Annotated in this window: 28 protein-coding genes and 2 pseudogenes; 11 read left to right on the forward strand and 19 right to left on the reverse strand. The window is 61.1% G+C overall.

What is annotated here, in order from left to right; all coding sequences use genetic code 11:
* Positions 1-13 precede the first annotated feature (13 nt).
* The 4 genes from FEZ63_RS04610 to FEZ63_RS04625 all read right to left on the reverse strand — a co-directional run bounded on the left by FEZ63_RS04610 (position 14) and on the right by FEZ63_RS04625 (position 3,590).
* The gene (locus tag FEZ63_RS04610) at positions 14-1,279 is read right to left on the reverse strand and encodes a cytochrome b (protein ID WP_150942469.1); all 1,266 of its coding nucleotides are present in this window, start codon (positions 1,277-1,279) and stop codon (positions 14-16) included.
* Positions 1,280-1,373: 94 nt separating this feature from the next.
* Entirely contained in the window at positions 1,374-2,144 is a 771-nt protein-coding gene (locus tag FEZ63_RS04615; protein ID WP_150942470.1) for an SDR family oxidoreductase, read from the reverse strand.
* A gap of 315 nt (positions 2,145-2,459) precedes the next feature.
* Positions 2,460-2,864: a cupin domain-containing protein gene (locus FEZ63_RS04620; RefSeq protein WP_420846259.1), complete on the reverse strand. Its 405-nt coding sequence runs from the start codon at positions 2,862-2,864 to the stop codon at positions 2,460-2,462.
* A gap of 87 nt (positions 2,865-2,951) precedes the next feature.
* A complete protein-coding gene (locus tag FEZ63_RS04625; protein ID WP_244622640.1) occupies positions 2,952-3,590 on the reverse strand; it encodes a hydrolase in 639 nt (212 codons plus the stop codon).
* 506 nt (positions 3,591-4,096) lie between these two features.
* Here FEZ63_RS04625 and FEZ63_RS04630 point away from each other — a divergent pair.
* Positions 4,097-4,375, forward strand: a complete 279-nt coding sequence (locus FEZ63_RS04630; RefSeq protein ID WP_150942473.1) for a GNAT family N-acetyltransferase — start codon at positions 4,097-4,099, stop codon at positions 4,373-4,375.
* A 163-nt stretch (positions 4,376-4,538) separates the two neighbouring features.
* Here FEZ63_RS04630 and FEZ63_RS04635 read toward each other — a convergent pair whose 3' ends face one another.
* A complete protein-coding gene (locus FEZ63_RS04635) occupies positions 4,539-5,924 on the reverse strand; it encodes an aminotransferase-like domain-containing protein (protein WP_150942474.1) in 1,386 nt (461 codons plus the stop codon).
* Positions 5,925-6,078: 154 nt separating this feature from the next.
* Here FEZ63_RS04635 and FEZ63_RS26020 point away from each other — a divergent pair.
* Positions 6,079-6,369, forward strand: a pseudogene (locus tag FEZ63_RS26020) (DUF983 domain-containing protein); the annotation flags it as partial.
* Positions 6,370-6,654: 285 nt separating this feature from the next.
* On the opposite strand, the gene FEZ63_RS04645 reads toward FEZ63_RS26020, so the two are convergent.
* Both FEZ63_RS04645 and hemA read right to left on the reverse strand, forming a co-directional pair.
* Positions 6,655-7,236, reverse strand: coding sequence for an aminotransferase class I/II-fold pyridoxal phosphate-dependent enzyme (locus FEZ63_RS04645; RefSeq protein WP_150942475.1), 582 nt, complete (start codon positions 7,234-7,236; stop codon positions 6,655-6,657).
* On the reverse strand, positions 7,233-8,489 hold the full coding sequence (gene hemA / locus FEZ63_RS04650) for a 5-aminolevulinate synthase (RefSeq protein WP_150942476.1): 1,257 nt from the start codon (positions 8,487-8,489) through the stop codon (positions 7,233-7,235). Before hemA ends, FEZ63_RS04645 begins: the two co-directional genes overlap by 4 nt.
* A gap of 283 nt (positions 8,490-8,772) precedes the next feature.
* On the opposite strand from hemA, the gene FEZ63_RS04655 reads away from it, so the two are divergent.
* From FEZ63_RS04655 to FEZ63_RS25455, 6 genes are read left to right on the forward strand one after another with little or no spacing between them, the layout of a single operon-like run.
* A complete protein-coding gene (locus FEZ63_RS04655) occupies positions 8,773-9,063 on the forward strand; it encodes a hypothetical protein (RefSeq protein WP_150942477.1) in 291 nt (96 codons plus the stop codon).
* Positions 9,056-10,480 carry a cytochrome ubiquinol oxidase subunit I gene (locus tag FEZ63_RS04660; protein ID WP_150942478.1) on the forward strand — a complete coding sequence of 475 codons (1,425 nt, stop codon included), beginning with the start codon at positions 9,056-9,058 and terminating at the stop codon, positions 10,478-10,480. The genes FEZ63_RS04655 and FEZ63_RS04660 overlap by 8 nt, the downstream gene beginning before the upstream one ends.
* A 3-nt stretch (positions 10,481-10,483) precedes the next feature.
* Complete coding sequence (gene cydB / locus FEZ63_RS04665) at positions 10,484-11,491, forward strand: cytochrome d ubiquinol oxidase subunit II (protein WP_150942479.1); 1,008 nt, start codon at positions 10,484-10,486, stop codon at positions 11,489-11,491.
* Positions 11,491-11,613, forward strand: a complete 123-nt coding sequence (locus tag FEZ63_RS25105; protein WP_201274085.1) for a DUF2474 domain-containing protein — start codon at positions 11,491-11,493, stop codon at positions 11,611-11,613. Before cydB ends, FEZ63_RS25105 begins: the two co-directional genes overlap by 1 nt.
* 6 nt (positions 11,614-11,619) lie before the next feature.
* Positions 11,620-12,312 carry an SLAC1 family transporter gene (locus tag FEZ63_RS04670; protein WP_244622641.1) on the forward strand — a complete coding sequence of 231 codons (693 nt, stop codon included), beginning with the start codon at positions 11,620-11,622 and terminating at the stop codon, positions 12,310-12,312.
* Positions 12,309-12,614: a TDT family transporter gene (locus FEZ63_RS25455; protein ID WP_244622642.1), complete on the forward strand. Its 306-nt coding sequence runs from the start codon at positions 12,309-12,311 to the stop codon at positions 12,612-12,614. The genes FEZ63_RS04670 and FEZ63_RS25455 overlap by 4 nt, the downstream gene beginning before the upstream one ends.
* An 8-nt stretch (positions 12,615-12,622) precedes the next feature.
* Here FEZ63_RS25455 and FEZ63_RS04675 read toward each other — a convergent pair whose 3' ends face one another.
* The 11 genes and pseudogenes from FEZ63_RS04675 to FEZ63_RS25460 all read right to left on the reverse strand — a co-directional run.
* A complete protein-coding gene (locus FEZ63_RS04675; RefSeq protein WP_150942480.1) occupies positions 12,623-13,270 on the reverse strand; it encodes an HD domain-containing protein in 648 nt (215 codons plus the stop codon).
* 114 nt (positions 13,271-13,384) lie between these two features.
* Positions 13,385-14,215: an alpha/beta fold hydrolase gene (locus FEZ63_RS04680; protein ID WP_150942481.1), complete on the reverse strand. Its 831-nt coding sequence runs from the start codon at positions 14,213-14,215 to the stop codon at positions 13,385-13,387.
* Positions 14,216-14,501: 286 nt separating this feature from the next.
* The gene (locus tag FEZ63_RS04685; RefSeq protein WP_150942482.1) at positions 14,502-15,317 is read right to left on the reverse strand and encodes a cysteine hydrolase family protein; all 816 of its coding nucleotides are present in this window, start codon (positions 15,315-15,317) and stop codon (positions 14,502-14,504) included.
* A 61-nt stretch (positions 15,318-15,378) separates the two neighbouring features.
* Positions 15,379-15,813: a cupin domain-containing protein gene (locus FEZ63_RS04690; RefSeq protein ID WP_150942490.1), complete on the reverse strand. Its 435-nt coding sequence runs from the start codon at positions 15,811-15,813 to the stop codon at positions 15,379-15,381.
* 53 nt (positions 15,814-15,866) lie between these two features.
* Positions 15,867-16,622 carry an SDR family oxidoreductase gene (locus FEZ63_RS04695; RefSeq protein WP_150942483.1) on the reverse strand — a complete coding sequence of 252 codons (756 nt, stop codon included), beginning with the start codon at positions 16,620-16,622 and terminating at the stop codon, positions 15,867-15,869.
* A 69-nt stretch (positions 16,623-16,691) separates the two neighbouring features.
* Positions 16,692-17,219, reverse strand: coding sequence for a carboxymuconolactone decarboxylase family protein (locus tag FEZ63_RS04700; RefSeq protein ID WP_150942484.1), 528 nt, complete (start codon positions 17,217-17,219; stop codon positions 16,692-16,694).
* Positions 17,220-17,400: 181 nt separating this feature from the next.
* Positions 17,401-17,811, reverse strand: a complete 411-nt coding sequence (locus tag FEZ63_RS04705; RefSeq protein WP_201274086.1) for a response regulator transcription factor — start codon at positions 17,809-17,811, stop codon at positions 17,401-17,403.
* A gap of 91 nt (positions 17,812-17,902) precedes the next feature.
* Positions 17,903-18,547 (reverse strand): response regulator transcription factor, encoded by a 645-nt coding sequence (locus FEZ63_RS04710; protein ID WP_150942485.1) that lies wholly within the window; start codon positions 18,545-18,547, stop codon positions 17,903-17,905.
* 101 nt (positions 18,548-18,648) lie between these two features.
* A complete protein-coding gene (locus FEZ63_RS04715; protein ID WP_244622643.1) occupies positions 18,649-21,807 on the reverse strand; it encodes a PAS domain-containing protein in 3,159 nt (1,052 codons plus the stop codon).
* A 286-nt stretch (positions 21,808-22,093) separates the two neighbouring features.
* On the reverse strand, positions 22,094-22,543 hold the full coding sequence (locus tag FEZ63_RS04720; RefSeq protein WP_244622645.1) for a TetR/AcrR family transcriptional regulator C-terminal domain-containing protein: 450 nt from the start codon (positions 22,541-22,543) through the stop codon (positions 22,094-22,096).
* Between the two features lie 3 nt (positions 22,544-22,546).
* Positions 22,547-22,720: pseudogene (locus FEZ63_RS25460) on the reverse strand (TetR family transcriptional regulator); the annotation flags it as partial.
* A 259-nt stretch (positions 22,721-22,979) separates the two neighbouring features.
* On the opposite strand from FEZ63_RS25460, the gene FEZ63_RS04725 reads away from it, so the two are divergent.
* The 3 genes from FEZ63_RS04725 (at position 22,980) to FEZ63_RS26160 (ending at position 26,383) form a co-directional block, all read left to right on the forward strand.
* Entirely contained in the window at positions 22,980-24,014 is a 1,035-nt protein-coding gene (locus FEZ63_RS04725; protein ID WP_150942488.1) for an HlyD family secretion protein, read from the forward strand.
* Positions 24,011-25,780, forward strand: a complete 1,770-nt coding sequence (locus FEZ63_RS04730) for a DHA2 family efflux MFS transporter permease subunit (protein ID WP_150942489.1) — start codon at positions 24,011-24,013, stop codon at positions 25,778-25,780. Before FEZ63_RS04725 ends, FEZ63_RS04730 begins: the two co-directional genes overlap by 4 nt.
* 93 nt (positions 25,781-25,873) lie before the next feature.
* Entirely contained in the window at positions 25,874-26,383 is a 510-nt protein-coding gene (locus FEZ63_RS26160; protein ID WP_420846260.1) for a GNAT family N-acetyltransferase, read from the forward strand.
* Positions 26,384-26,562: 179 nt separating this feature from the next.
* On the opposite strand, the gene FEZ63_RS25355 is transcribed toward FEZ63_RS26160, so the two are convergent.
* Positions 26,563-26,774 (reverse strand): hypothetical protein (locus FEZ63_RS25355; RefSeq protein ID WP_210251572.1); only part of this gene is annotated, 212 nt, incomplete at its 5' end.

Here is a 26,774-nt window from a genome sequence, read left to right on the forward strand (position 1 = left end):
CGCTCATAGATTTTTAGTGACGTATGACGTACCTGCCGACCAAGAGATCAGGCGTCTCGTGACGGGCGAGCACAGCCTCGTTGATCGATAGGGGCAGCGGCAGCGGCGTTTCAAACAAACCGACGATCGGCAGGGCAACGAAGTACCCGAAGTAGAGCGCGGCGAGGATACGCGCGGCGATCACGTAGCCGCCCTCCGCCGGCATGCTGCCGAGGTACCCAAGGCCGATAAAAGCCGCAACAAACATCCACAGCAGTGGCCGCGCGGCCGGACGATAGGACATCGAGCGCACCTTGGAGGTGTCAATCCAGGGCAGGAACACCACTATAACGATCGACATGACCATCGCGGTCACGCCGCTAAGCTTGTCCGGGATGGCGCGAAGGATTGCATAGAAGGGCAGGAAGTACCATTCCGGAACGATGTGAGATGGCGTCACGGCCGGGTTCGCCGGGATGTAGTTGTCTGCATGGCCGAGATAGTTCGGCATGTAGAACACCCAGTAGGCGAAGAACAGTATGAAAGTGGCAATGGAAAAGAGATCCTTCACGGTCGCTTGTGGCGTGAAAGGCACTGTATCTTTTCTGAAGTCCGCAATCTCCACACCTGTCGGATTGTTCTGCCCCACGTGGTGGAGCGCCCAAACGTGAAGCGTGACGGTGCCGACGAGCATAAAGGGCAGCAGGTAGTGGAGGGAGAAGAACCGGTTCAGGGTTGCATTGCCGACCGAATAGCCGCCCCACAGGTACTCAACGATCGTCTCGCCAACGAGCGGGATCGCCGAGAAAAGGTTGGTGATTACGGTTGCGCCCCAGAAGGACATCTGTCCCCATGGCAGGACATAGCCCAGAAACGCGGTCGCCATCATGATGAGGAGGTTGGTGATGCCAAGGATCCAGATGATCTCACGAGGCGCCTTGTAGGATCCATAGTACAGCCCACGAAAGATGTGGATGTACACCGCGATGAAGAACATCGACGCGCCATTCGCGTGCAGATACCGGATGAGCCATCCATAATTGACGTCGCGCATGATCCGCTCGTTTGATTGAAAGGCCAAATCAGAGTTCGGCACGTAATGCATCGCGAGAAAGATGCCGGTGACGATCTGCGCCGCGAGCATGAACGTGAGTATTCCGCCGAAGGTCCAGAAGTAGTTCAGGTTCCGCGGGATCGGGTATGACACCGCCGTTTCATGTGAAAAGCCGATGATGGGGAGTCTCGCCTCAATCCATCGCTCGATCCGGCTTCTAGGCTCGTAATTGCTATGCTTGAACATTTCGTCACCCGATTCGCGCTGATCTGAATGACACTGGGTTATTCTCTGTGCTGCCCGACGGCATTGCACCTTTGGCCGCCTGTTAAGTCGCCTCTCAAAAGGCCACAGGTAAGGCGTCGGCCACATAGCGCCTGAGCCAATCTTCGAACCGTGTTGGCGCAAATCGCGGATGATCACCCGGCACAAGGGTATCGTCGTGCAGCACCGCACCGAAATACAAAGCGCGAGGATCGGCAACGACCATTCTGCCATCTTCATTCGCGGTCAGGATCTGTTCGGCGATCTGGTTGAGACCGAACCTGTCTGGACCGACGATCTCAACCTCGCGGTTCTGGGGACGACCCATCGCGACCTCGCGTAAGGCTGCCACAACGTCATCGGCCGCAATGGGTTGGATCGGAGCCGGTGACAGGCGAAGCACGTTGCCATCGGCGGCGCTTTCGACAATCCCGGTGAGGAACTCGAAGAACGGCGTCGATCTTAAAATCGTATAGGGTAGATGCGACGCCCGGATCAGGTTCTCCTGTGCCATCTTCGCCCTGAAGTAACCGCTCTCCGGCAGACGATCGGTACCGACGACAGATAAGGCGACGTGATGCTGGACGCCAGCGGCCTCCTCCGCTGCCAGAAGGTTGCGTCCCGATGCAAGGAAGAATTCCAGTGCAACGTCATCCTGGAACGTCGGAGAGTTCGTCACATCGACGACGACCTGAGCGCCATTCAATGCTTCGTCCAGTCCTTCGCGGGTGATTGTGTTGACGCCCAAAGACGGTGAGGCAACCACGACATCCTGATTACAGTCCTGTAGGGCTGTAACGAGCCTGGAGCCGATATGTCCGGTGCCACCCACCACAACAATTCTCATCGTTCCCTCCCCATGCGAAATCAATCTGGTTCGAAGGAGAATGCGGCGGGCCAATTTATGCCGACGGTCCGCTATTGTAGTTTTACTCTGGAGTGCTCGGGCGACTACATAGCTCGAAGTCCAGTCGAAGGTATACGAAGGTTTAGGTCTTTATGCTTGGAGGCTTGATCATGTGGCGGCGTAGCTCAAGCCTATGCCGTAGCTTCCCCCATAGGTCTCCACGAACTATTGCACCAACAGTTTCGCCAGGACCTTGCAGGGCGCCCTTTTGACGTCCTGCGAGCCCACGCTTTTTCTGAAAGTCCGGCCGGCTCATCACTTCTTGTCCGGGACTGTCAGTTCAGTGTCCACGTCGTCCACAACGAAGACAGCATGGATCTTGGCCGGCTGCGTTTCGCTCGCATTGGCGCTGACACGATGATGATCGCCAGGCATCTCCGTCCAGTTCTGACCGGTCTGATAGGTCACGACAGGTCCTTCGTTGACCTGGCTGCGAACAGCGCCTTCAATGACGGTAGCGTAGATGATAGCGGATTTCGCGTGGGTGTGGGACGGCGAATATCCACCTGGTCCGTATTCGACCATAACGCCCTTGATGCTCTTGCCAGGGACTCCCGGCAAAGCCCGCTGGTAGACTTCTGTCACTTTCGCGTTCTTGGAGCCAGGAAGGTTTACTCCCTTGTCCGGCGGACCAGGCGCTTGGGCATTGGCGTTTGCCATGGTCAGCAACAAAGCTGCCGCTGCAGCACACATCATCATTCTCATCGGGTATCCTCCGTTTCAGGCTAATGCCATGCGCACGAACCCTTACATGCGGTCCTGGTATTGCTTCTGCGCCGAACCGACGTCCTTGGCCTTCTGATAGCTCTCCATGACGGTTCGGTAGTCTGGTGTGGCGACGGTATAGATGTCGGCGATCTCCGCCGCCTCCGGACGCCTCCAGGTGCGTTGAAGTTCGCAAATCACCGCGTTGGTGGTTGTCGGCATGACGCCTGACTGGGCAAAGCGGGCAAGGGTCGTGCGGGACGCCATTTGGCTGGGATCACCTGATGCGTCAACAACGGCATAAACGTTGAAGCCTGCGGCCTTGGCATCGAGGGCTGGAAACATAACGCATACGCTCGTCCAGACGCCGGCCATGATCAGCGTCTTTTTACCCGTCTTCTCGACGGTCTGGACGAACAGGTCGTTGTCCCAGGCATTCACCTCGCCGTTCCGCGGTACATAAACGGCATGTGGCGCCAGCTCGGCTAACTCGGGCATCAGCGGACCGTTTGGCCCTTCAGGTTCCGAGGCCGTCGTAATGACCGGCAGCTTCAGCAGAGTAGCAATCTGGGCGAGTGCCGACACGTTGGCACGCAATTCAGCGACCGTGATGTCCTTGACAGTCTGAAAGAGACCCGTCTGATGATCGAGCAGGAGCAACGCTGCGTCGCCGACATTCATCAGAGCTTTGCCACCGCCACTGGGCAGAACGTGTCCCATTTTGTATTCCTTACCTTAAGCTTCAGAGAGCCTGCTCCTGTCTGAGGCGGCCTCTATTGGGGCTGTCCCCTCAAAGGGCAGTTGTCCAATCATGGCTCTTTCCACCGGTCGCGAAAGCTATGTTCTGGTCTAGGCAAGGCGCGGCCCGACTATGCAGCGGTCGAATGGACCTATACCTTGGTATGGTGGCTGCTAAACCTGTCTGCCCATGCCCATTGAAGCACCAAGCTGCACATGCGGCGTTGGGATCGTGACAGCAGGAAAGACAGTATTCTCTCATCCCGCGTGCGCTGCGGCAGGTGCCGACATACTGCCATCTGAAATGTGATCATTGAGAGCAGATCAGTGCAAGAACAGCACCGCCTTAACTGGCATCGTCGGAACGGATCGGTGTGTCTGCGTACGCGAAATCAATTGTTATCACCAAAGACAGCCTTTGCCGTCAGCATACCGACAAGAGCAACCCTATGGACGACAGAGTTACTGAAAATACAGCCGCTCACCGCTTTGAGATGGCCATCGGAGATACGATTGCGGCAGCCTATTACCGGCTGGAGGATGGCAAGGTCGTTCTCATCCATACCGAAGTGCCCCAACAGCTATCCGGTCAGGGGATCGGCTCCAAACTGGCAGAGGGAGTGTTCCGGCAGATTCGTGAGAGTGGGCGTCAGGCGGTTGTCCGGTGCTCGTTCATGACGGACTGGGTCAGCCGTCACCCTGAGGTCAATGATCTCATTGTTGGATGAGGATCGTCAAAGTCACTTCCGTTCCTCCCCGTGATCAGCGTTTATCCGACCCCTGTCGGCAGATTAAGCGGGGGGCGCCCATCGGTTCGCCGCCCAGCGACCGATTGCACTTGGATGAAACGATCATTCTACGATGCCACACGGTGTCTGTTCTTCACCAAGGTCATACGATCGAGGACAGAGCACCGGGGCCACGCGACAGGACCGTCGCCAGCAGGTTGAGCCCGCGTTCCAGCACGGCCTGGTTCTGCGCTGCGCCAAGAGAGACGCGGATTGTATCCGGAGCAGGCCCGACTGCGAAGGCCTCGCTCGACACCAAGGCAAGGCCAGACTGCCGTGCATAAAGGTTGAGGTCTGCCCGGCGCCAGCGCTCCGGCAGGGTCAGCCACAGGTGATGCCCTTCCCGGTGCGCCTGAAACTCGATGCCTTGCAGGACCCGACCTGCGATGGACTGCCTGGCGGCGCTCTCCTCGCGGATGGCTGCCGTGATGGCATCCAGCGTGCCGTCGAGGATCCACTTCGAGGCCAGCGCCGCCATGAGCGGCGGCATCATCAGAGACATGGCGCGGACCTCCGCCGCGAGCCGCAGGGTGTCGGCGAATCCCGGCGTGACGACGTAGGCCGTGCGCAGGGCGGGCGTCACGCATTTCGACAGGGTGGCGATGTGCCAAGTGAGGTCGGGCGCGATCGCCGCAATCGGTGCTGGCGCTTGCCGGGGCAGCGCCCCGTAGGCATCGTCCTCGATGATCGCGATGCCATGGCGCCGCGCCACCCCGGCGATGGCCTCGCGCCGCTTGGCCGACGTGGTCGTGGTCGTCGGATTGTGGATGGTGGGCACACAATAGACCGCCTTCGGCCGCTCGCGCCCGCACGCCTCTTCCAGCGCGGCCGGGTCGATCCCCTCCCCGTCCATGGCCACCGGGACCAGCCGCACGTTGAGCTGCTCGGCGATGGCCCGCAGCCCCGGATAGGTGAGATCCGAGACGCAGATGGCGTCGCCGGGATCCGCCAGGATCCGCACGATGGCATAGAGCGCCGTCTGAGCGCCGCCGGTCACCACGACGCGGTCGATGGGAACCGCGCCAAGGCGGCCTGCGAGCCAGCGGGCGGCGGCAGTTCGGTCCGGTCCGGCACCCACGCTCTCCTGGTAGTGCAGGTGCATCAGGCCGTGCGGCGACGAAAGTACGCCCGCGATTCCCTCCTTGATGCGCTCGCGCAGCTTCGCCGCCGGCGGCTGCGGGGGCATGTTCATGCTCAGGTCGATAACCGGAGATCCGGCAGGCGCGACATTGTTCTGTTCCGGAGCCTGTCCGCGCACGTAGCTGCCCCGCCCGGTGTTCGCTTCGATCAGCCCCATCCGACGGGCCTCGTTGAAGGCACGGGTGACGGTGGTGAGGTCCACCCTGAGCTCCTTCGCAAGCTGGCGCTGCGGCGGCAGGCGATGGCCCGGCTTGAGGCGGCCGGACTGCACGTCGGCCAGCAGGGCCTCGGCGATGGCCCGGTACTTGGGCCCGTGTCCCGTTTCAAGCTGCGGCATCCAGGACAACATGTGTTATTGACCTTCTTGTCTTGTAAATGTAGGGAGTACTCATAACATACATAGTGCGCGTATGAGGCCGCTGCAAATCCTGCGAAAGGCGTTAAGCTGGCCCGGCCTCGGAGGAAAATTTACGTCTATTTGTATGGGGGACGTCAAGCCATACATGACTGGGTGCCCTTGGATTCCGAGAGTGCAGACCGGAAGGAGCGGACATGACCATGAACCCCGTGCCAAGGATGCCATCCTCAAGCACGGCCTTAAGTGCCGCTGCCCCTTCAACGGCTTCCTGACACTCTCACATTGCGAGTCGTGTGGCCTCGACTTTTCCTTTGCCGACGCGGCTGACGGCCCGGCCTTCTTCATCATGATCATCATGGGCATCCCAGCGGCCGGGTTCGGTGTCTGGGTCGAGATCATGTGGGAACCGTCCGTCTGGGTTCGCCTGCTCACGTCTGGGCCGTTCCTGCTGCTGACCTGCATCCCGCCGATCCGCATCGCCAAGGGCAGCTGGTTGCGAGCCAGTACTTCCACAAGGCCGAGGAAGGCCGCTTCGCCGTCCCGCGGCAGGCAGCGGAGAAGGAACCGCCCTCCCCAGGCCCCGTCGGTTCCCGCGGCTGAACCGCCAGTCCTCGCCACGGAAGGTTGCCGCCATGTCCGACACCGATCGTTCGCCTGCGGGACGAACCCGCAACACGGCCCTGACCTGCCTGACCGTCGCGGCCGGCATGCTCGGCCTCGCCTATGCCTCCGTCCCGCTCCACAACCTGTTCTGCACGTCGATCACCAGCACGCCCTTGAAGGTCCGTGCCACTTCCGCCAGTTCCTGAGCCGCTGTAAGTCGCCCCGACGGGGCATGCGGGTTGACGAGGATCGCGAGCCTGGCTCCGGCTCTGTTCCATTGCCGTGCAATGTCGGCCGGCACCGACCAGTCATCAGCCAACGGCACCGGGCACAGCGGGCTGTCATGAACCGCCGCCAGCACCGGATAGAGGGAGTAGCTCGGCTCCGCGAGGCCGAGCGGGGCGCCGGGCGGCAGGAACGTCGTCAGTGCCAGCCGCAGGAGCTCGTCGCCGCCATTGGTGGCCACGATGTGGTCCGGCGTGAGGCCGTGCAGGCGGGCCGCCGCGGTGCGGAAGCCCCAGGCGGTGGGATCGGGATAGCGGCGCAGCATCTCCCCGTCGATCCCGGCCAGGGTCGCAAGAACCGCATCACAGGGCGGGAACGGGTTCTCGTTGGTGTTCAGCTTGGCTACCGCCCGACGGGGCTGCTCACCCGGGACGTATCCGGCCATACGCCGGACGTTCTCGCGTTCGAACGTCATGCCGCCTGCCCCGTCTCAAGCCCGTGCGCCTGGAACACCGCCGCCAGGGCCTCGACGAGGTGATCGACCTGCTCGGTTGTGTGGAGCGGGGTCGGCGTGATCCGCAGCCGCTCAGTACCGCGTAGCACGGTGGGGTAGTTGATCGGCTGGATGTAAATCCCGTGCTGCGTCAGCAACTCATCCGAGATGCGCCGGACCAGATGGGCGTCGCCCACGAACACCGGAACCAGGTGGGTCTCGGATGGCATGACAGGAATTCCCGCGGCCTTGAGTCGGCTCTTTACCGTGGCGACAACCTCCTGGTGGCGCTTGCGTTCGGAGCTGCTGGCCTTGAGATAGGCCACGCTCGCCCGCGCGGCGGCCGCAACGGCAGGAGGCATCGACGTGGTGAAGATGAAACCGGGCGCATGGCTACGCACGAAATCGATCAGGGGAGCCGAGGCCGCGATGTAGCCGCCGCCGCAGCCGAAGCCCTTGCCCAAGGTTCCCTGGATCACCGTCAGGCGATGCATCTGGCCCTCGCGCTCGGCCACGCCAGCGCCGCGCTCACCGTACAATCCGACCGCATGGACCTCGTCAAGATAGGTCATGGCGCCGTAGCGCTCGGCGACGTTGCAGATCGCCTTGATCGGGCCGACGTCCGCATCCATCGAGTACACACTCTCGAAACACACCAGCTTCGGCCGCGCCGGATCGTCGGCCGCCATCAGGTGTTCGAGGTGCTCCACGTCGTTGTGGCGGAAGATGCGCTTCTCGGCCTTGGAATGCCGGATGCCCGCGATCATCGAGGCATGGTTCAGGGCGTCCGAGTACACGATGCAGCCCGGGATCATTCCCGCCAGCGTCGAGAGCGCCGCCTCGTTGGTCACGTAGCCGGTGGCGAAGACGAGGGCCGCCTCCTTGCCGTGCAGGTCGGCAAGCTCGCGCTCGAGCAGGACATGGTCGCGGGTGTTGCCGGAGATGTTGCGGGTTCCACCAGCCCCGGTCCCCACCCGGTCGATGGCCTCGTGCATGGCCTTGAGCACCACCGGGTGCTGGCCCATGCCGAGATAGTCGTTCGAGCACCACACGATGACAGGGTCGGACCGCCCCGGTGCATCAGCGAGGGGGAACTGCCCTGCCCTGCGCTCCAGCTCGAGAAAGCTCCGGTAGCGGCCGTCCGCCTTGAGATCAGCCAAGGATCCTCGGAAGAACTGCTCCGGATCAAACCGGTCCGAAGGCGCAATGCTATAGGAGCCAAAGCGGGTATCCATCTATCTCTCCTGACCTTCCAGATTCAGTTGTATGGTTTGGTGGATCATACAAATAATTCTTAAATACATATAACTGGTGCACTACGATTCCGCCAGCTTCTGAGCGAAATGCCGCATATCTACGCTTCGACCAGATGCACCCTTTACACTGCATGCAGCCATATGTATGCAACTTGCATGTACAGGTAACCCATACAGCAAGCGCGGGGCAATGCGACCTGCAGTGACCCGCCGGGGTTTGCATCATCCTCTCGTTCGACCGCAACACCGTTGGAGATGAACCATGGAGAGCACCCTAGCCACTGCAGCGGTTGTCCAAACCAACCCGGTCGGATTCGATGCGACCCGCAGGATCGAGAATCTGCCCGAGGAGCGCGAAGACCTCCGCCGCTTCGTCGAAACGGCCATCATCATGGCCCCTTTAGCGAATATCCTGGTCGAGTTGGACCTTGACGGCGAGTACGACTTCGACGTCGTGGCGCACCACGCGAGTCCCGACGTCTTTCGTTTCCACGTCAACGAACAGGCCCCGTCGACTACCGCCCTCTCATCCAAGGGAGAGCCCAATGTTTGACCAGTTCGACGCCCTGCTCCTGGCACGTTTCCAGTTCGCGTTCACGATCTCGTTCCACTTCATCTTCCCATCGTTTTCGATCGGGCTGGCGAGCTATCTTGCCGTGCTGGAGGGGCTGTGGCTGTGGACCGGGCGCGAGGTCTATCTCAACCTGTTTAAGTACTGGCTCAAGATCTTCGCCCTGGCGTTTGCCATGGGCGTCGTGTCCGGCATCGTCATGTCCTATCAGTTCGGCACCAACTGGGCCGTGTTCTCCGACAAGGCCGGGCCGATCGTCGGCCCGCTGATGGCCTACGAGGTCCTGACCGCGTTCTTCCTGGAGGCGGGCTTCCTCGGCATCATGCTGTTCGGCATGGGGCGTGTCGGGCGACGGCTGCACTTCGCCGCGACCCTTGCTGTCGCCATCGGCACCTGCATCTCGGCCTTTTGGATCCTGTCCGCCAACTCGTGGATGCAGACCCCGGTCGGTCACACCATCAACGAGGCCGGACAGTTCGTTCCCGAAGATTGGTGGACCATCGTGTTCAACCCGTCCTTCCCCTACCGCCTCGTCCATACGGTGCTCGCCTCCTACCTCACGACGGGGCTGGTCGTAGGCGGTGTCGGTGCATGGCATCTCCTGCGCGAGCGCACCAACAAGGGCGCCCAGGTGATGTTCTCAATGGCGATGGGCATGATCGCCGTTGTCGCCCCGCTTCAGATTTTCGTGGGCGACATGCACGGGCTCAACACTCTGGAGCACCAGCCCGCCAAGGTCATGGCGATGGAAGGTCACTTCGAGAGCCACCCGGACGGTGCTCCCCTGATCCTGTTTGGCATCCCCGATCAGGAGGCCGGCACGGTGCGCTATGCCGTCGAGATCCCGAAAGTAGGGTCACTCATCCTCAAGCATGACCTGAATGCTCCGGTGGATGGGCTCGACACGTTCGACCGCGCCAACTGGCCCTATGTGCCCGTGGTGTTCTGGTCCTTCCGTATCATGGTGGGCCTGGGCACTCTCATGCTGGGCCTCGGAGTGCTCAGCCTGTGGGCCCGGTTCCGGGGCCAGCTCTACGACTGGCGCCCGCTGCATTGGCTGGCGCTGGCCATGGGGCCCGCGGGCTTCGTGGCCGTAATCGCCGGCTGGGTTACCACGGAGGTCGGGCGCCAGCCCTTCACCGTCTATGGCCTGCTCCGGACTGCCGAGTCGGTCTCACCGCTTGAGGCTCCGGCGGTCGCCGCGTCGCTGCTGACCTTCATCGTGGTCTACTTCATCGTGTTCGGGGCCGGCACAGGCTACATTCTCAAGCTCATGAGCAAGCCGCCCCAATCGGGCGAGACCGGCCCTGAGGAAGGTCCTGACCATCCCATTCGCACCGCCGGCATCACCCCGGCTCCGGCAGTCGATCCGGACCGCACCCTTGGCGCGGAGGCCTGAACCATGACAACCCTTCTCGACCTCCCCACCCTCTGGGCCTTCGTCATCGCGTTTGCGGTCTTTGCCTACGTGGTGATGGACGGCTTCGATCTCGGCATCGGCATCCTGTTCCCTGTCTTCGCGCCGGGACCGGAGCGCGACAGCGCCATGAACTCGGTCGCCCCGGTCTGGGATGGCAACGAGACCTGGCTGGTGCTGGGCGGCGGCGGCCTCATGGCGGCCTTCCCGCTGGCTTATGCCATCATCCTGCCGGCCCTTTACGCGCCGATCATCGCCATGGTGCTGGCGCTGATCTTCCGCGGGGTCGCCTTCGAGTTCCGCTGGCGCGATCCGGGCCACCGTCGCTACTGGGACTTCGCCTTCACCACGGGTTCAATCGTCGCCACGCTGGCACAGGGCATCACGCTCGGCGCCCTGCTTCAGGGTATCGTGGTCGAAGGACGCTCCTATGCCGGCGGTTGGTGGGACTGGCTCACGCCGTTCAGCCTGCTGGTCGGCGTCAGCCTCGTGTTCGGCTATGCCCTGCTCGGTGCGACCTGGCTTGTCATGAAGACCGAAGGTGCTGTCCAGAACCACAGCTTCCGTCTCGCTGGCAAGCTCGCCATCGCACTGATCGCCTGCATCGGCCTTGTCAGCGTAGCAACGCCGTTCCTCAGCGGCGCCTATTACGAGCGCTGGTTCGCCTGGCCCCAAGTCTTGTTCACCGCCCAGGTGCCGCTGCTCGTCGGCCTCTGCTCCGGAACGCTGCTGGTGAGCCTGATGCGGCGCTGGGAGTACTGGCCGTTCCTGCTGACGCTGGGGCTGTTCGCCCTTTGCCTACTCGGGCTGGGTGTCAGCATGTTCCCATACGTGGTGCCGAATGCCGTCACCATCCACCAGGCCGCGGCGCCGCATTCCAGCCTCCAGTTCATGCTGGTCGGTGCGAGTGTCCTAATCCCGATCATCCTCGCCTACACCGGGTACTCGTACTGGGTGTTCCGCGGCAAGACCGGACACGAGGGATACCACTGATGACCAACGATCTCGAACAGGGCTCTGCCGTGCGCCGCTGGCTGTGGTTCGCGGGCCTCTGGGCCGCCGGCGTCGGCACGACGGGAGCGGTCAGCCTCGTCATCCGGTCTTGGCTAACCTGACGACCCATGCAGAATCCGACCGAACGCAACCGAGCACGATCGGCGTATCTCCTGTCGCCCGTCGTCCCGGCGACCTTCTTCGGCATGGTCCTCGGCCTGGGCGGCCTCGGCAACGGATGGCGCACGGCCGCGAGGGTCTGGGATGCCCCTGCCTTTCCGGGAGAATCTCTCTCCGTAGCTGCAGGATCGGTGTGGTTTCTCTGGATCGTCCTCTACGGATGGAAATGGGCCATGTCCCGCGAGGAGGCCGCCGCCGAACTCCGGAATCCCATCCAAGGCTTCTTCATTGCGCTGATCCCCGTGGCGACCATGATCGCCTCCACGGCGGTAGCTCCGTACATCGCTGCCATCGCCTGGGCGATGTTCGTGCTGGGCGTTGCGAGCCAGGTCCTGTACAGCGCCTGGGTCGTGGGTGAACTGTGGCAGGGCGGAAGCCAGACAGAGGCGACCACGCCGGCCCTGTACATGCCTACGGTCGGCGGATGCTTCGTCAGCGCCATCGCATGCGGTTCCTTCGGCTACCCGGAGCCAGGGCTGCTGTTCTTCGGGGCAGGCCTCCTCTCGCTCGTCGTGCTGGAATCGATCGTGCTGCATCGCCTGATGACCCATACATTGCCGATAGCATTTCGGGCCACGATGGGCCTTCACCTCGCGACTTCGGCAGCCCGGCAGTCGGATCCGTTGCGTACCTCGCGGTGACCGACGGTCCTCCGGACCGCTTCGTCCAGATGCTGTTCGGATACGCGCTGCTCCAAGCCCTCGTCATGCTGCGCCTTGTGCCCTGGCTTCGACAGCAGGCATTCTCGCCCGCGGCTTGGGCCTACACCTTCGGCGTCTCCGCCCTGCCGCTTGCGGCCCTGCGTTTCGTCGAACGGGGACAGGCGGGGCCGATTTCCTGCTTGGCCATCCCGCTTTTCATCGGCGCCAACCTAGTCATCGGCTGGATCACCCTGCAAACTCTACGCCTTGCCTTCACGGGGAAGCTTCTGTCGCAGCAATAATCTCTGCGTCACTCAGGAAACGGGGCATCCGCTACAAAATCGACAGATGAAGGAGCCTTGTAGCCTTCGACACAGCGCTCTCCGAAGTCCCGAACAAAGTTATCGTAGGTCAATTCAGGTCTCACTTTGGCGATGTGACAGAAGCATCGCGTCATTCGCTGCTTCATGCCAAGCCGCGGGAACTCCGCAACAATTTGTTCCATCTCTTTGGGTGGAATTCGATCATACTGCAATCCGATGACATCCAGGCAGATTCCAGCGGTGCACAGAGCGACCTCTGCCTCCTTGTAGAGCCCGATCGAGGGTGTCGAGTTGAGCGCGACGCTATCCCAAATCAATTGGGCACGGCGTTCGTCCAGTCCGCTTTCTCTTGCGAAGCTCCCGGCGAGATCGGCCGCTTCCACCTCGAAGCGCCGTGGTCCGGCAAAACGTTCATTGAGCGTGATATCATGCAGCAAAGTTCCAACAGCAACGACCTCAGCGTCGTGCGTGATGTTCTGAAGCTGTCCGAGGCGGGTGGCAAAGAGCCAGGAACGAACGACATGGTTGAACAAGTATGGTTCGCATCGCTGCCGAGCGTACTCGAGAGCGGCATCAACGATCGGAGTGTCTGGAACCGAGACACCGGCGACCACTCTGTTATCTGTCCCAAGCATCGTCATACCCTTTCAATCAGATCGGCAGTGCGAATGGATTAGATCGCCTCTGCCGGCGTCGGTGGGTCGGCGGAATTTCCGGCCGACCCTTGATGCACCTGTGGAGACCGAGGTTCAGCCCCTGATGAAGGCGAGTATCTCGGGATTCACGATCTCGGGATGGGTCTGGCACAGGCCGTGCGGCAGGTCCTTGTAGGTCTTGAGCGTGCCGTTCTTCAGGAGTTTGACCGTCAGTGGCGCGGAATCGGCATAGGGCACGATCTGGTCGTCTTCGCTGTGGATCACCAGCACTGGCACGTCGATCGCCTTCAAATCCTCGGTGAAGTCGGTCTCGGAGAAGGCCTTGATGCACTCATACCCGGCCTTGACGCTCCCCATCATGCCCTGCCGCCACCAATTGCGGATCAGACCCTCCGACACCTTCGCGCCGGGCCGGTTGAAGCCGTAGAAGGGGCCGCTCGGGATATCGAGGTAAAGTTGGGCGCGGTTGGCGGCCAGGGCGGCACGGTATCCATCAAATACCTCGAGTGGCGTCCCGCCAGGGTTTGAATCCTTCTTGACCATCACCGGCGGGACCGCGTCGATCAACACGGCCTTGGCCACGCGTCCCGATTCCGCTCGCGCCACATAACGGGTGACCTCGCCGCCACCGGTCGAGTGGCCGATATGGATCGCGTTCTTGAGGTCGAGCGTCGTCACCAGTTCGGCGACATCGGCTGCATAGGTGTCCATCTCGTTGCCGCCGTCGGTTTGGTCCGAGCGCCCGTGACCCCGGCGGTCGTGGGCGATCACGCGATATCCTTCCGCCAGGAAAAACATCATCTGGTTATCCCAGTCATCGGCACTCAATGGCCAGCCATGATGGAACACGATCGGTTGAGCATCTTTGGGGCCCCAATCCTTGTAGAAGATCCGAGTGCCGTCTTTGGTGCTGATTATACTCATGTTGTTGTCCCTTTCGTTTGGTGAGTTGACACGGCCCGCCGGCTGAGCGGCTGCGGGCACGGTGGGTAAGCAGGCGACTAGCGCTGCACTCAAGCCGAGTCGGATCACATCTCGGCGGGCAGGATTGCACATTCCTGGTGCAGCCATTTGCGGCCCTATTGATAAGACAATTTTAGAGCGACAGACCCAGCAAGCATTGATGTCACAAAGGACGTTGGTCTGTGATCTTTTTCTTGATTGATGGCCCGCACGTCTGACGGTCATCCATCCACACAGTAATCTGGGCTCAGGTCTTCTGAAGCATTTGGACCGTTTCCTCCGTTGTCCAAAGACCGTTTGCCATATAACGGAAATTGATGAGCGCCGCGAGATAGCCATCGCCTTCCGGAAACTTCGGCGCCGCTATGGCATCTCGGACGACAGCAACCTCAAAGCCCTGTTCCAGAAACTCCCGGCAGTGCGATTCAATGCACATATTGGCAAGCATCCCGGCAAGAACGATCTGATCGACCCGCTGCTTGCGGAGCTGGAGGGGCAGGCCGTTGGCCTGCGGCCCATACAACTTATGCGGCGAGCAAATGATCGTCTGACCATCCTCGATGTACTTCTTGAATTCCGGCAAGAAGTCCGCGCCGGATCCGCGGAAGCCATCAACCGTGTAGGGGCCTGTCCGATCAAAGATTCCCACCTCATGTTGAAAGACCTCAAGCGGACCTTGGATTTTCCAATTGTGATCCCAAGGGTAGTAGTGGTGGGGAGAGATCGCCACAACCATTCCGGCTGTCTTCGCAGCTTCAAACAAACGACCGAGATTCGGAACGACATTGTGCTCGGTGACGCTCTCGCCCACGACCGGCCATGCTTTGCCTTGCGGGCTCATGAAGTCGATCTGCGGATCAACGACGACCAGGGCTGCCCTGGACGCGTCCAACTTCATGCTCCCTTTCGGGAGAGCCGGGTTGGCGGGATCAGCATAAAAGTTGGGAGCTGCAGTTTGGGCAGCAGCACCTGATCCTGTCGCCGTCAAACCCGTCGCCGTGATGCCGGCCATCGCTGCCAGAAATGAGCGCCGGTGCGGTTTGCAGCAGTCATCGTTATGCATGTCTACCTCCTTCTGGTTTGCAGACACATTCACACGACCATAGCCGTCCTATCGTGTGGCCCTATCGCGTGGCCGGCTTGATTGGGAAGAGCAGTTCCTTCTCAGCGGTGTCGACCACGAAGACGGCCAGCAGGCGAGCCGGCTCCGTCGTGCTGACATTTTTGCTCACAGCGTGGCGATCGCCCGGATACTCCGAGAAGCTTTCGCCAGTACGGTAGGTCTTGACCGGTCCGTCGTTGACCTGGCCCCGGATCGCTCCTTCGAGGACCGTCGCATAGATGAAGGCCGATGATGGATGCGTATGGGCTTCGTCATAGCCTCCAGGCCCGTATTCGACCAGAACGCCCTTCATGCTCTTGCCTGGCACGTTCGGAAGTTCATGCGCGTAGACGAGCGTCACCTTAGAAATCTCGCCAGTCGATCGGGTGTCGTGAGCGCCGGCGGTGCTGGCGGTCAGGAGCAGCACGACGGCTGCGCTGCAAAGTCCCTTGATCATCATGGATGCCTTTCTGGATTGATCTCAGTTGGACCGATGGTGACAGCAGCCACTCAGGCAGCTTTAGCTCTGGACTGGAACCATTGATCGAAATCGATCTTGCCGAGGCGTGGATTGTTGTCCGAAACCAGCGTGGCCTCTTCGAGCCTGGCCCCGGAATAGGGGACATCGGCCGAGGCTTCGACAGCCCGGGCGTCCCCTGTCGCAGCCAGGTACTTCGCCACCAGATCGCGTATGGGGAACCGCTCCGGGCCAGAGATCTCAAGGAGGCCGTTGCGGGGCGCGGCCAACGCCACTTCCGCCATCACGTCAGCGACGTCATCCGGGGCGATCGGCTGGATCAGGGCTGCGGGCACAACCACCTTATCGCCGAGCGCCCAAGAGTTGACCAGGAAGCCCAGCAAGTCGAAGAACTGCGTCGCATGGACGAGGGTGTAGGGGACACCAGAGTTTTTGATCAGTGTCTCCTGTGCCTGCTTGGCCACGAAATAGCCGCTCGCCTGCAGCCGCTCCGTTCCGACGACGGACAAGGCCACGTAATGCTTGACCCCGTTCGCCTTTGCGGCGGCGAGGAGATTGCCAGTCGACTTCCGAAAGAACTCGAGAACGGCGGCATCCTCCCAGGAAGGCGAGTTCGACAGGTCGACGATGACCTGGGCTCCCTTCACCGCTTCGGCGAGGCCCTCGCCCGTGACCGAGTTGATGCCGCTTTGGGGCGACGCGGCAACCACGTCGTGCCCGGCACCACGCAAGCGGGTGACTGTCCTCGAACCGATCAGACCGGTTCCACCATTGATGACGATCTTCATGTTCAATCTCCTGTAGTAGAGCCTCGCTGGCGTTCGGGGGCCGATGCTTGTGTGCTAAGACGGCCCAGCTCAGTTCAGACCAGCCTCGTCGAGCGCGTAGAGTTTGTCGGCCGATCCCGGTACAGACCGGAAGGCCACCCCTGCCCGGTTCCAGGCGTTGATCGCCATCACCGCAAAAGTCAGGTCGGAGAGTTCCTTCGCAGAGAACTGGCTGCTGACACGCTCATAGAGATCGTCCGGCATGCCGCCCACGGGTAGCTTGGTGAGTGCTTCCGTCCAGGCAAGGGCAGCGCGCTCCCGCGGCTCGAACAGCGGGGACTCGTGCCATGTTGCGATGTGGTAGAGCCGCAGTTCGCGCTCACCGTGGAGCTTTGCCTCTTTCACATGCATGTCGAGGCAGAAGCTGCAGCCATTGAGCTGAGATGCCCGGATCTCAACCAGGTTGATAACCGACTCCTCGATGCTGCCTTTCCTGATGGCCATCGTGAGGTCGGCGAGTTTTTTGAAAAGCTCAGGCGAGTGCGCTGCGTAGTTCAGACGTTCAATGGGAGCCTTCGCGTGAAGCGTCTTGGTATGTTCTGAGATTGCGGCGTCCATAGGCTATCTCCGTGATGGGCTCTGTCAGTGCATTGCCTTCGAAGCATGCATGGCCAGCGGAGGTCGTGCTATTGAGCCGGCGGAGTGGATAGCCACTCGATAAGTCTACGATCACTATACCGAAGTCTAGGTTTTGCTCACGATTGCCCCGATCGATGTAGAGGCCGGCTTCATGGCGAACCTAGCAACCAGCCGGCCCTTCCTCCTCGCCACGAGGAATGTCTGAGTCCGGCAGTGCGGTCTTGAGGCTCTCAAGGAGGACGTCGTCGGTAACCGGCTTTGTGAGATATGCGTGCGCCCCGCTCTCGAGTGCCCGGCTCCGAGCCAAGGGGTCGTTCATGGAGGTCACGATGATCACCGGCAGGGTCGAGCCGGCTGCTTTAAGATGCTGGAGCAACTCCAGACCGTTCATGCCTGGCATTCGAATATCGGTGATGAGACAGTCGAAGCGCTCAGTTCCATGGGCTGCGAGAAAGGCTTCGGCCCGGTCGAAGGCTTGGCAGGAATAACCCATAACCAGAAGGAGATCGGAGAGGGCCTCACGGATGGCCTCCTCGTCATCCACGACCGCGATGACTGGCGGATTGAACAAGTGGGTGACCTTTGCTGCTGCGGCCTGTCAGGCCGACTTCGCAAGGCTGCGCTGAATCATTCCACTTGGAAACCATACCGAGGTCTAGGATTCACGCCTTATCGCGTAGGTCGCCGGGCAGCGTCTCCCAGGCGCGGATCAGCTCGCCGATGGACGCCGACTGCATCTTGCGCATGACATTGCCGCGATGAAGCTTGACCGTGATCTCCTTGATGCCGAGATCAAAAGCGATCTGTTTGTTGAGCCGGCCGCGCGTCACTTCGCGCAGGACCTGCCGCTCACGGAGGGTCAGGGTTGTAAACCGATCAAGGTGCTGCTTGGCGCGACGGGTATCCGCCATCTGTGCGATATCCCGTTCGATAGCAAGTGTTACCGCATCAAGCAGGGTCTGATCGCGGACCGGCTTTGTGAGGAAATCGATGGCGCCAGCCTTCATGGCCTTGACCGTCATCGGAATGTCGCCATGGCCGGTGAGAAAGATGATCGGCTTCAGGTTGCCCTTCGCTGCCAGTTGCTGCTGAAGATCGAGGCCGCTTGCCCCGGGCATACGGACGTCGAGCACCAGGCAGCCGGGGCGGTCGGGAAGCTCAGAGTCCAGCAATTCGCGAGGCGACGCGAAACCAACCGCATCGAGGCCGACGGACTCCATGAGCTCCTGGAGCGCGCTCCGGACCTCCTCGTCGTCATCCACGATGAGAACCAGCGGGCGTTCAGCTTTGACGTCGGGCGTGTTCATGGGAATGCCTCCGAGTTCCACGAGGAAGGGAAGCGAGGGCCAAAGATGGTGACCGCCGTTGTCTCCATACTTCGCTCGCCGCCAGGCCACGCGCTTGCTCTCTATGACGGAGACAATGCGAGCGTCCGGGCGTCATGGTGACTTTTTACTTCAACTGGCAGCGTGAAGGTGAACGTCGCCCCCTGTGACTCGTTATTCTCAGCCCATAACCGCCCGCCGTGAGACTCGACAATCGATCGGCTGATTGCCAGCCCCATGCCCATGCCGTGTTCCTTCGTCGTGAAGAAGGGCTCGAACATCCTCTCCGGATCCTCGACACCAGGGCCACGATCACTGATGTCGATTTGAACCACATCGTCCGATCGGTGCACACGGATGCCGAGAACTCTGTTGCCTGTGACTGAGTCCATCGCCTCCATGCCGTTGCGGATGAGATTGACGAGGACCTGCTGAACCTGGACGCGATCGAGCGCTATAGGCGGAAGGTCGCTTTCAACCTCAACATTCATGCGAATGCCGCGCCGGGCCGCCTCTTCGGCCATGAGGTTCTGCGCCTCGGCGATGACGCTGCCGAGCGCCGCGCTCGTCCTGCTCTCCACCGAGTGGTTGAACAGGGCGCGGATGTGGCTCACGACGTCGGCGGCGGCATTTGCATTACGAATGATGCGTTCCACGGTTTTCTGAGCGCGCTCGAGGTTCGGAGGGGTCGCCGAGAGCCAGCGCTGGCAGGCATTGGAGTTGGTGACGATCGCCGCCAAGGGTTGGTTCACCTCGTGTGCGATGGATGCCGAAAGCTCAGCAAGGCTTGCGGCCTGGCTTGCCCGGGCCAGGCTCTCCCGCGCCAGGCGCAACTCTTCCTGCGCTCGAACTTCACCGTCGATGTCGTGCGAGAGGCCAAACCACTGAACGATGCCTCCGCTCTCATCCCGGAGCGGTTCGGCACGGCCCGACATCCAGCGGTAGATCCCATCGGCCCGGCGCAGGCGATAGGTCAGGGCAAAACTCTCACCGGTGACGAGGGAGTGGGTGAGCGCTTCCGCCAGCCTGGCTTGGTCGTCGGGATGGAAGAGGGTCGCGATGGCAGCCAACAGTCGGTTCTTGCCCGGTCCCTGGAAGGCCCCGACATCCAGGCCACAGAACTCGATCAGACGCCTGCTGAAGAAAGTCGGCTCGCCCTCAGGGGATAGCCGCCAGAGCAGGCTCGGGACCATATCCACGAGTTGCGAAAGCTCCTGCTCGCGGTCGCGTAGCGCTTCCTGCGCCCGCATCTCATCGTCGATGTCGATGGAAATCACGTACCATTGCACAATCGCCCCGCTTTGATCCCGCAGCGGTTCCGCGCGGCCATCAACCCAACGGTACGCTCCGTCCACCCGACGCATGCGGTATTTCATGGAGTAGGGTTCGCCGGTAGCCACCGAGTGGCGGACGGTCGCCAGCAGACGGTCTGAGTCATCGGGATGGACGAGGGTCTTGATGGCGGCCGCCAACCGGCTCATGCCGGGCTTGTCCAACTGGGCCGGGCTCCCCAGACCAAAGAAGTCCAGCAACCGCTTGTTGAAGAAGGTCGGCTCACCTTCGGGTGTCAGACGCCTGATGTGGACCGGGACCATGTCCACGAGCTGAGACAGTTCCCGCTCCCGGTCACGCAAGGCCTCCTGTGCGGTCACCAAGTCGTCGATGTCGACGCTCACGCCGTACCACTGGACAATCTTGCCGGAGTCGTCACGCAACGGTTCCGCACGACTCTCGACCCAGCGATGACGGCCGTCGGATCGGCGTTGGCGATATCTCCCCACGAAGGACGTGCCCGTCTCGATCGAACGTGCGAGCGCCTGATCCACCACGTCCCGGTCCTCCGGATGAACGACCGTCAGGTAGCGCGAGCCGTCAGGCGCGATCAAATCCTTCAACGTGATGCCGATGACATCCGTCGCCCGCTTGTTGAGATAGCACGGTATCCCTTCCGGGGTCGTACACCAGATGACAGCCGGCACGGTGTCGATCATCTGCTGAAGCTGCCGCTCGCTCCGCCGCAGCGCCTCCTGCGCTCGCATCTCATCGTCGACATTGAGAGAAACTCCGTACCATTGCACAATTGCTCCGTCTTGATCACGACGAGGCGCGACCCGGCACTCCGCCCACCGGTAGAGGCGATCTTTCTCCCGCCACCGAAACCGCATCACGCACCCGCCGCCGGTTTCGAAACAGTTCCATAACGTATGCTGCACCTCGGGAGCATCTTCGGGATGAATCAGCTCTCGTAGCAATGTTTCGATGCGCGGCTCTACGGAATCGTCGAAATTCGCGATGACGGAGCGAAAGTGATCACGGTACTGCTTGTTGAAGTGGACGATCTCGCCCGTGGGCGTCGCGCTCCAGATGCGGACCGGCACGGCGTCGATCATCTGCCGAAGCTGCTGCTCGCTTTGCCGCAAGGCCTCGTCGTCACGCATCTGATCGTCGATGTCATGACAGAGCCCGTACCACTGGACGATATTGCCATCAACATCTCGCAGCGGCTCGGCGCGGCTCGACATCCAGCGGTAGATGCCATCGGCACGGCGCAGGCGATACCGCAACGCGAAACTCTCGCCCGTGGCAAGGCACCGGTGGAGGGTGTCCCGGAACGCCGCCGCGTCGTCCGGATGGACGCACTCTATGACCGCCTCCAGTCGGCTCATACCGGGCTTGTCCGTATCCGTCGCGTCCAGGCCGAGATAATCCACCATGCGCTTGTTGAAGAAGGTCGGCTCGCCTTCAGGTGTGAGACGCCAAACATGGCTCGGAACCATGTTCACGAGCTGGGAAAGTTCCCGCTCCCTATCGCGCAACGCCGCCTCGGCCCGCTTTTGGTCCTCAATGTCTATCGTTGTGCCGTACCATTGGGTAACGCGCCCCTGGCTATCGCGGGACGGGCGTCCTGAGATTCGGAACCAGCGATAGACTCCATCGACACACCTCAGGCGATGCTCAATGTCATAAGGATCGCCGGTTTCAAGGCAATGCCGCCACCGGGCGGCGACACGATCATAATCATCGGGATGGATGGCTCGACGCCAGCCGAACTCATCCTCATTCCCGGAAGGATTGAGGTCGACGGGTGCCTTGCCAAGGAACGACAGGATACTTGGACTGACGTAAGTGAACCTTCCGGCGGCGTCGGCCGACCACGCATGGCCGGGCATGCTTTCAATAATTTGCAGCGCATGCATGGCATCGGAGAAAGTTTCGGTCGGTGAGTGAGACACTCTCGTCATCGGCTGCTCCTGCCGAACAAAGAAAGCCTGGGGCCTGTCAGTGCTGACTATAGCATCTGTCCCGAAGTTTTGGGCCGTCGAACTCATGCTTCTACCCCAGGCTCGCAACGGAAGCGCATCTCTCTGACCTTTCAAATTGTGTTGCCTAGACTACCCAAGCGTGGTCATGCCTCTTTTGCCGGATTGATAGGTTCATCTCGCTCCATCATGAGTTAGTTGCACAAGAGACAAGGAAGCATCCTCGAGCGGCAGTGCCATCAAAAAAAGGGTTGGGGCTAAGGACATGCTACTTGTCCGGGCCAGGTCGAACGCCGTTCAAAAAGATCTCTACGGCGGAAGCGACCGCCTCTCGCACCTCTTTATCCGACGGGGGCGGGCGAAGTCCGAGAACAACCTGCAGATGAAGGTTGTCGCGGATCATGCCGACAAAATGCCCGGCTATGCGCGGGCAATCATCCGCCCGGATTTCCCCTCGTTCCGTGGCGCTTTCAAGCACCTCAGCGAGTTGGGACGCAGCTCGGCCCGGTCCTTGTTCATAAAACGACTTCACCAGATTAGGGAAGCGATTGGCCTCGGTGACAGCAATCCGATAAACACCAATCAAGGCGGGCGACATGTAAATGGCCATGAGATGCTGACCGAATGCTGTCAGCGTCGCCCGCAAATCGTGTCTTTCGATCTCCTCGATCGCCAAGGTCGACAGCGCCTTGTCTGCGTTTTCGGCAACGATGGCCAAGAAGAGGCCCTCCTTATTGCCGAACTCGTTGTAGATGTTGCGCTTCGATCCGCCGGCGCGTTCGATGATCGCGTCGATGCTTGCCGCCGCGTAGCCTTGTTCGAAGAAGACCTCCGCAGCCGCTCGTAGAAGGGCTTCCCGACGACTGCTTGGCCGTCCTGACTTTGCTGCAAGCACAGGCTTCCAACCTCTTATTCCGATGTATCCACTGGAGTGGTAACGTTCGTTACCGCATCTGTCAACGGGGCACCCTACCTAACCTTCGGTTTAGTCATTGTAGACTTATCGAGTGTGCGCCTAAGCCACCGGCTCAATAGCGCGATCTCCGTTGGACGGGCATGCTTGTGATGCGGCTGCACTAGGTCACGACCTCCTCTTGACTGGTAACAGTCATTACCGTACCTGTGAATGGTAACACCCATTACCGGAGGGCGCCGTGGCGCAGCTCAACAAGACAAAGAGGATCGGTCTGCTGCTGTGCCTCGGCGCCGTGGTGGTGCCAGCTGCGGGATGGGCTTGGGCTCGTTCAAGCGGCGAGACATCGACCGACAACGCGTACATCCGCGGCGACGTGACCTCCCTCGCCCCAAAGGTTCCGGGCTACGTCACGGCGGTAGAAATTGAGGACAACCAAGCCGTCCGTGCGGGTGACGTTTTGTTCCGGATCGACGATCGGGACTACCGCGCACGGCTTGCGCAAGCCGTGGCCAATATCGAAGCTGCCCAAGCTCGCCTAGCCAATGTCGATGCGGAGACCGAACTTCAGCATGCGCTCATCCGGCAGGCCGAAGCCCAGAGGCATTCGGCTGTGGCCGATTTGAACCGCGCGACCAAGGCCTCCGACCGTCACCGCCAGCTGATCCGCAGCAACGCCATCAGCCAGGCCCAGATCGATGAAAGCGACGCGGCGCGATTGCGAGCCGAGGCGGGCGTGTCGGCGGCGGCGGCAACGGTAGAGGCCCAGCAGCGCCGCATCGCCGTCCTTGCGACCCAGCGCGAAGCGGCCGTGGCCGCGGTGGCACAGGCACAGGCCGCCCGCGATCTCGCCCAGATCGATCTCGACAACACCGTGGTCCGTGCGCCAGTCGGCGGCGTTATCGGCAACCGCCAGGTCCGAGTCGGCCGGCTTGTTGCGCCGGGCGCCTCCCTGCTCGATGTCGTTCCGGTCGCCGATGTGTGGATCGTGGCGAACTTCAAGGAAACTCAGCTCGAACGTATCAGGCCCGGTCAGCGCGCCCGGATCACCGTCGATGGCTATCCGAATGAGGCGCTTGAAGGTGTCGTGGACAGCTTTGCACCCGGGAGTGGATCTGCCTTCAGCCTGCTCCCCACGGACAATGCGACTGGGAACTTCGTTCGCGTCGTCCAGCGGGTTCCGGTCAAGATCCGGTTTGCCAACAATCCGTTGCCCGGTCGCCTCGTGCCCGGCCTGTCTGCGCGGGTCGAGATCACCCAAGGAAGCGGCTCATGACCACGGCCGTCGTCGCCCTGCCGAGCCGCGACAAGCCTGCGACAGGAGCCCTTCTTGTTGCGGGCATCGTGCTTGCCACACTGACGGAGGCGATAGCCAGTACCGTCCTGTCGCTCGGACGCGGCGACATCATGGGCGATATTTATGCCACGCCGGATGAGTTCGCCTGGCTCGATGTCGGATACACCGCTTGTAAGCTCATTGGCTTCATGGCCGCCCCTTGGCTCATGACCCGGATCAACCCGCGCAGTCTGATCATCGGTTCAACCCTGTTCATGGGCACAGCCTGCGGTATTGCCGCCATCACAGCGCAATTAGATCTGCTGGTCACGCTCCGCATCATACAAGGCCTTTCCGGCGGCACCCTGCTTGTCGGAGGGCAGGCGATCATCTTTCTCGCCTATCCAAAACCTCAGCCGATCCTTCAGGCCCTGTTTGCGATGGGGTCGGTCGTTGCGCCCGCGACGATCGCCCCTCCCCTGCAAGGCTGGCTGCTCGATACCCACTCCTGGACATGGATCTTCTTCAGCGTTGTTCCGGTAGCGCTGGCAGCCGCTGGCCTGCTCCTGATTGCGGACGGCCCAACGCCCGCGACGACCCCGCGTCGTCCGTTTGACTGGATCGGCTTTGTCCTGATTTCGGTCACGCTTTTCTGCTTCACCTATGTCTTCAGTCAGGGCAGCCGATGGGACTGGTTCGAGGAGCCACGAATTCTGTGGCTGACGGTGATCGGCACAGCCACCCTGCTGGCCTTTCTTGGCCAACAAGTCATGGCAAAGGATCAGGGCCTGCTTGATTTTACCTCGTTCCGGTCTGACGATTTCACCTTTGCCTTTGTCGTCAGCTTTGTTGCTGGCGCCGCTTTGTTCGGGAGCGCGTTCCTGATCCCTTCATTCGCCGTCTCCGTCCTCGCGTTCACGCCGACCGATGCCGGCCTGCTCCTTTTGCCAAGTGGCGCCCTTTTTGTCGGAGCGCTCCTTATCGCCGCCTTCCTCATACAGGCCCGCCGCGTTCCTCCGTTCGCCACGGTGCCCTTTGGAATCGTGCTGATCATGGTTGCGATGTGGATGCTGTCGGGCTCGACCAGCGAAAGCGGCACGGACGACATGATGCCAGCCATCCTGTTGCGTGGCCTGGGTCTCGGCTTTCTGTTTCTGTCAATCACCCTGATCGCTTTCACCAATCTCAGCAGCCGCAATCTTGCGTCCGGGATTGGTCTCTTCAACTCGGGGCGTCAGCTTGGTGGCCTCATGGGAGTCGCCTGGCTCCAGACCCTGATCGACCATAACGTCGGTGGCAACGTCGCGGTGCTGGGCTCTCACGTCACCGCAGGCGTTCCTGCGGTCAGTGAGCGGCTGACGACGACAACAGCCATGCTGGCAGCAAAAGGAATGGACGCCGTGGCCGCCAGCCGCGCCGCCATGAGCCTGCTGGGCAGGGTCGTTACAGGTCAGTCCACCGTGATCGCCTTCGATACGGCGTTCAATGCAGTGGCCCTGCTTTTTGTCGTCGCCGCGCCCGCGCTGATCGCCATCAAGGTCGGCCTCTCCCGATACGTAAAATCGCAGGCTGAACAGTCGTCCGAGCCGGTTGTGTTGCAACCCCGGCCTCAGGTGAATCGAGAGCTGGACGAGATTCCGCTTCAGGCGGTTCCGCCAAACAGTGGAGCGCGACCAAGCCGCACTGAGCGTCCACGTCGACAACGATCTACCCACCGCGGGAAGCTCAGTTTGCAGGCCTGTGCCCCCTCCACGCAGGCCCCATGAGCATCCCGCCGGGCCCTGGCACCGCTGCCGGGGCACACCATCAACCACGTTACAGGTTTCAAGGATGTATCATGCACGGTAACATACCTCCCGCTGCGCCCGCTTGAAATTGCTGACGCAGAGGCTGTGCAACAACGCTTTCCTCGATGGGAAATCGTTCGCTTCCTCTCCAAGGAGATCCCTTGGCCGTATCCAGCAGACGGAGCGCTGGCGTTCATTCGGGATCATGCGCTCCCGGCTATGGAGAAGGAAACAGGATGGCATTGGCCGATCAGGCCTAAGGTCGAGTCTGAGCAACTGGTTGGTATCATCAGTCTTATGGATAAGCCCGGCAACAATCGTGGCTTCTGGATCGACCCGGACTGGCAAGGGCAAGGCTTGATGTTGGAAGCCAGCTCCGCAGTCACAGACTTCTGGTTCGAGACATTGGGTCGGCCTGTTCTCCAAGTACCGAAAGCTGTCGCAAACGAGCGCTCTCGCCGGATCTCGGAGCGTCAGACAATGCGGATTGTTGAGATGTGCGAACGAGACTACGTGTCAGGTCGCTTTCCTGCGGAAGTATGGGAGATCACTCGTGAAGAGTGGCGCAATCGGCCAAGATAGATTGGCTATTGCTCGCCATTTCGCGGAACGGGACCTAATGCAGAGTCTCATAGGAGAGCTAATCAGGGAAGGTTCGCTCCGGGTCATTTTGAGACCTTCCGGGCCTGGAGTCCGTGCGTGCGATATCCATCAATGTTTACGACGAGAAGTTCGGGTAAGCCGTTTTTCGGGTAAGCCGTTTATGGAAATGCAATACCGAGCAGAAGGGCGAAGGTGCCCACCGCCCCTCTGGCCAGGCGCTGACGGGTCCCCTCTTGGGCGTCGTCCAGATCGGCGTAGGTGGGATGATCTGCTCCATCCAGTCGGAGGGCGTCTTCAGGAAAGGCCTGGACTTCCTGGTCGATGACCTGGGCCCGAGACAATGAACCTGCTCGCTTTGGCGCCGTTCCCT

The sequence above is a fragment of the Microvirga brassicacearum genome (assembly GCF_008757455.1).
Taxonomy (GTDB): Bacteria; Pseudomonadota; Alphaproteobacteria; order Rhizobiales; family Beijerinckiaceae; genus Microvirga; species Microvirga brassicacearum.

What these genes read in the sequence shown, in the direction of transcription:
- FEZ63_RS04610 (WP_150942469.1), bottom strand. Translation starts at nt 1,279, where the DNA reads ATGTTCAAGCATAGCAATTACGAGCCTAGAAGCCGGATCGAGCGATGG.
- FEZ63_RS04615 (WP_150942470.1), bottom strand. Translation starts at nt 2,144, where the DNA reads ATGAGAATTGTTGTGGTGGGTGGCACCGGACATATCGGCTCCAGGCTC.
- FEZ63_RS04620 (WP_420846259.1), bottom strand. Translation starts at nt 2,864, where the DNA reads ATGGCAAACGCCAATGCCCAAGCGCCTGGTCCGCCGGACAAGGGAGTA.
- FEZ63_RS04625 (WP_244622640.1), bottom strand. Translation starts at nt 3,590, where the DNA reads ATGAATGTCGGCGACGCAGCGTTGCTCCTGCTCGATCATCAGACGGGT.
- FEZ63_RS04630 (WP_150942473.1), top strand. Translation starts at nt 4,097, where the DNA reads ATGGACGACAGAGTTACTGAAAATACAGCCGCTCACCGCTTTGAGATG.
- FEZ63_RS04635 (WP_150942474.1), bottom strand. Translation starts at nt 5,924, where the DNA reads ATGTTGTCCTGGATGCCGCAGCTTGAAACGGGACACGGGCCCAAGTAC.
- FEZ63_RS04645 (WP_150942475.1), bottom strand. Translation starts at nt 7,236, where the DNA reads ATGACGTTCGAACGCGAGAACGTCCGGCGTATGGCCGGATACGTCCCG.
- hemA (WP_150942476.1), bottom strand. Translation starts at nt 8,489, where the DNA reads ATGGATACCCGCTTTGGCTCCTATAGCATTGCGCCTTCGGACCGGTTT.
- FEZ63_RS04655 (WP_150942477.1), top strand. Translation starts at nt 8,773, where the DNA reads ATGGAGAGCACCCTAGCCACTGCAGCGGTTGTCCAAACCAACCCGGTC.
- FEZ63_RS04660 (WP_150942478.1), top strand. Translation starts at nt 9,056, where the DNA reads ATGTTTGACCAGTTCGACGCCCTGCTCCTGGCACGTTTCCAGTTCGCG.
- cydB (WP_150942479.1), top strand. Translation starts at nt 10,484, where the DNA reads ATGACAACCCTTCTCGACCTCCCCACCCTCTGGGCCTTCGTCATCGCG.
- FEZ63_RS25105 (WP_201274085.1), top strand. Translation starts at nt 11,491, where the DNA reads ATGACCAACGATCTCGAACAGGGCTCTGCCGTGCGCCGCTGGCTGTGG.
- FEZ63_RS04670 (WP_244622641.1), top strand. Translation starts at nt 11,620, where the DNA reads ATGCAGAATCCGACCGAACGCAACCGAGCACGATCGGCGTATCTCCTG.
- FEZ63_RS04675 (WP_150942480.1), bottom strand. Translation starts at nt 13,270, where the DNA reads ATGCTTGGGACAGATAACAGAGTGGTCGCCGGTGTCTCGGTTCCAGAC.
- FEZ63_RS04680 (WP_150942481.1), bottom strand. Translation starts at nt 14,215, where the DNA reads ATGAGTATAATCAGCACCAAAGACGGCACTCGGATCTTCTACAAGGAT.
- FEZ63_RS04685 (WP_150942482.1), bottom strand. Translation starts at nt 15,317, where the DNA reads ATGCATAACGATGACTGCTGCAAACCGCACCGGCGCTCATTTCTGGCA.
- FEZ63_RS04690 (WP_150942490.1), bottom strand. Translation starts at nt 15,813, where the DNA reads ATGATCAAGGGACTTTGCAGCGCAGCCGTCGTGCTGCTCCTGACCGCC.
- FEZ63_RS04695 (WP_150942483.1), bottom strand. Translation starts at nt 16,622, where the DNA reads ATGAAGATCGTCATCAATGGTGGAACCGGTCTGATCGGTTCGAGGACA.
- FEZ63_RS04700 (WP_150942484.1), bottom strand. Translation starts at nt 17,219, where the DNA reads ATGGACGCCGCAATCTCAGAACATACCAAGACGCTTCACGCGAAGGCT.
- FEZ63_RS04710 (WP_150942485.1), bottom strand. Translation starts at nt 18,547, where the DNA reads ATGAACACGCCCGACGTCAAAGCTGAACGCCCGCTGGTTCTCATCGTG.
- FEZ63_RS04715 (WP_244622643.1), bottom strand. Translation starts at nt 21,807, where the DNA reads ATGACGAGAGTGTCTCACTCACCGACCGAAACTTTCTCCGATGCCATG.
- FEZ63_RS04730 (WP_150942489.1), top strand. Translation starts at nt 24,011, where the DNA reads ATGACCACGGCCGTCGTCGCCCTGCCGAGCCGCGACAAGCCTGCGACA.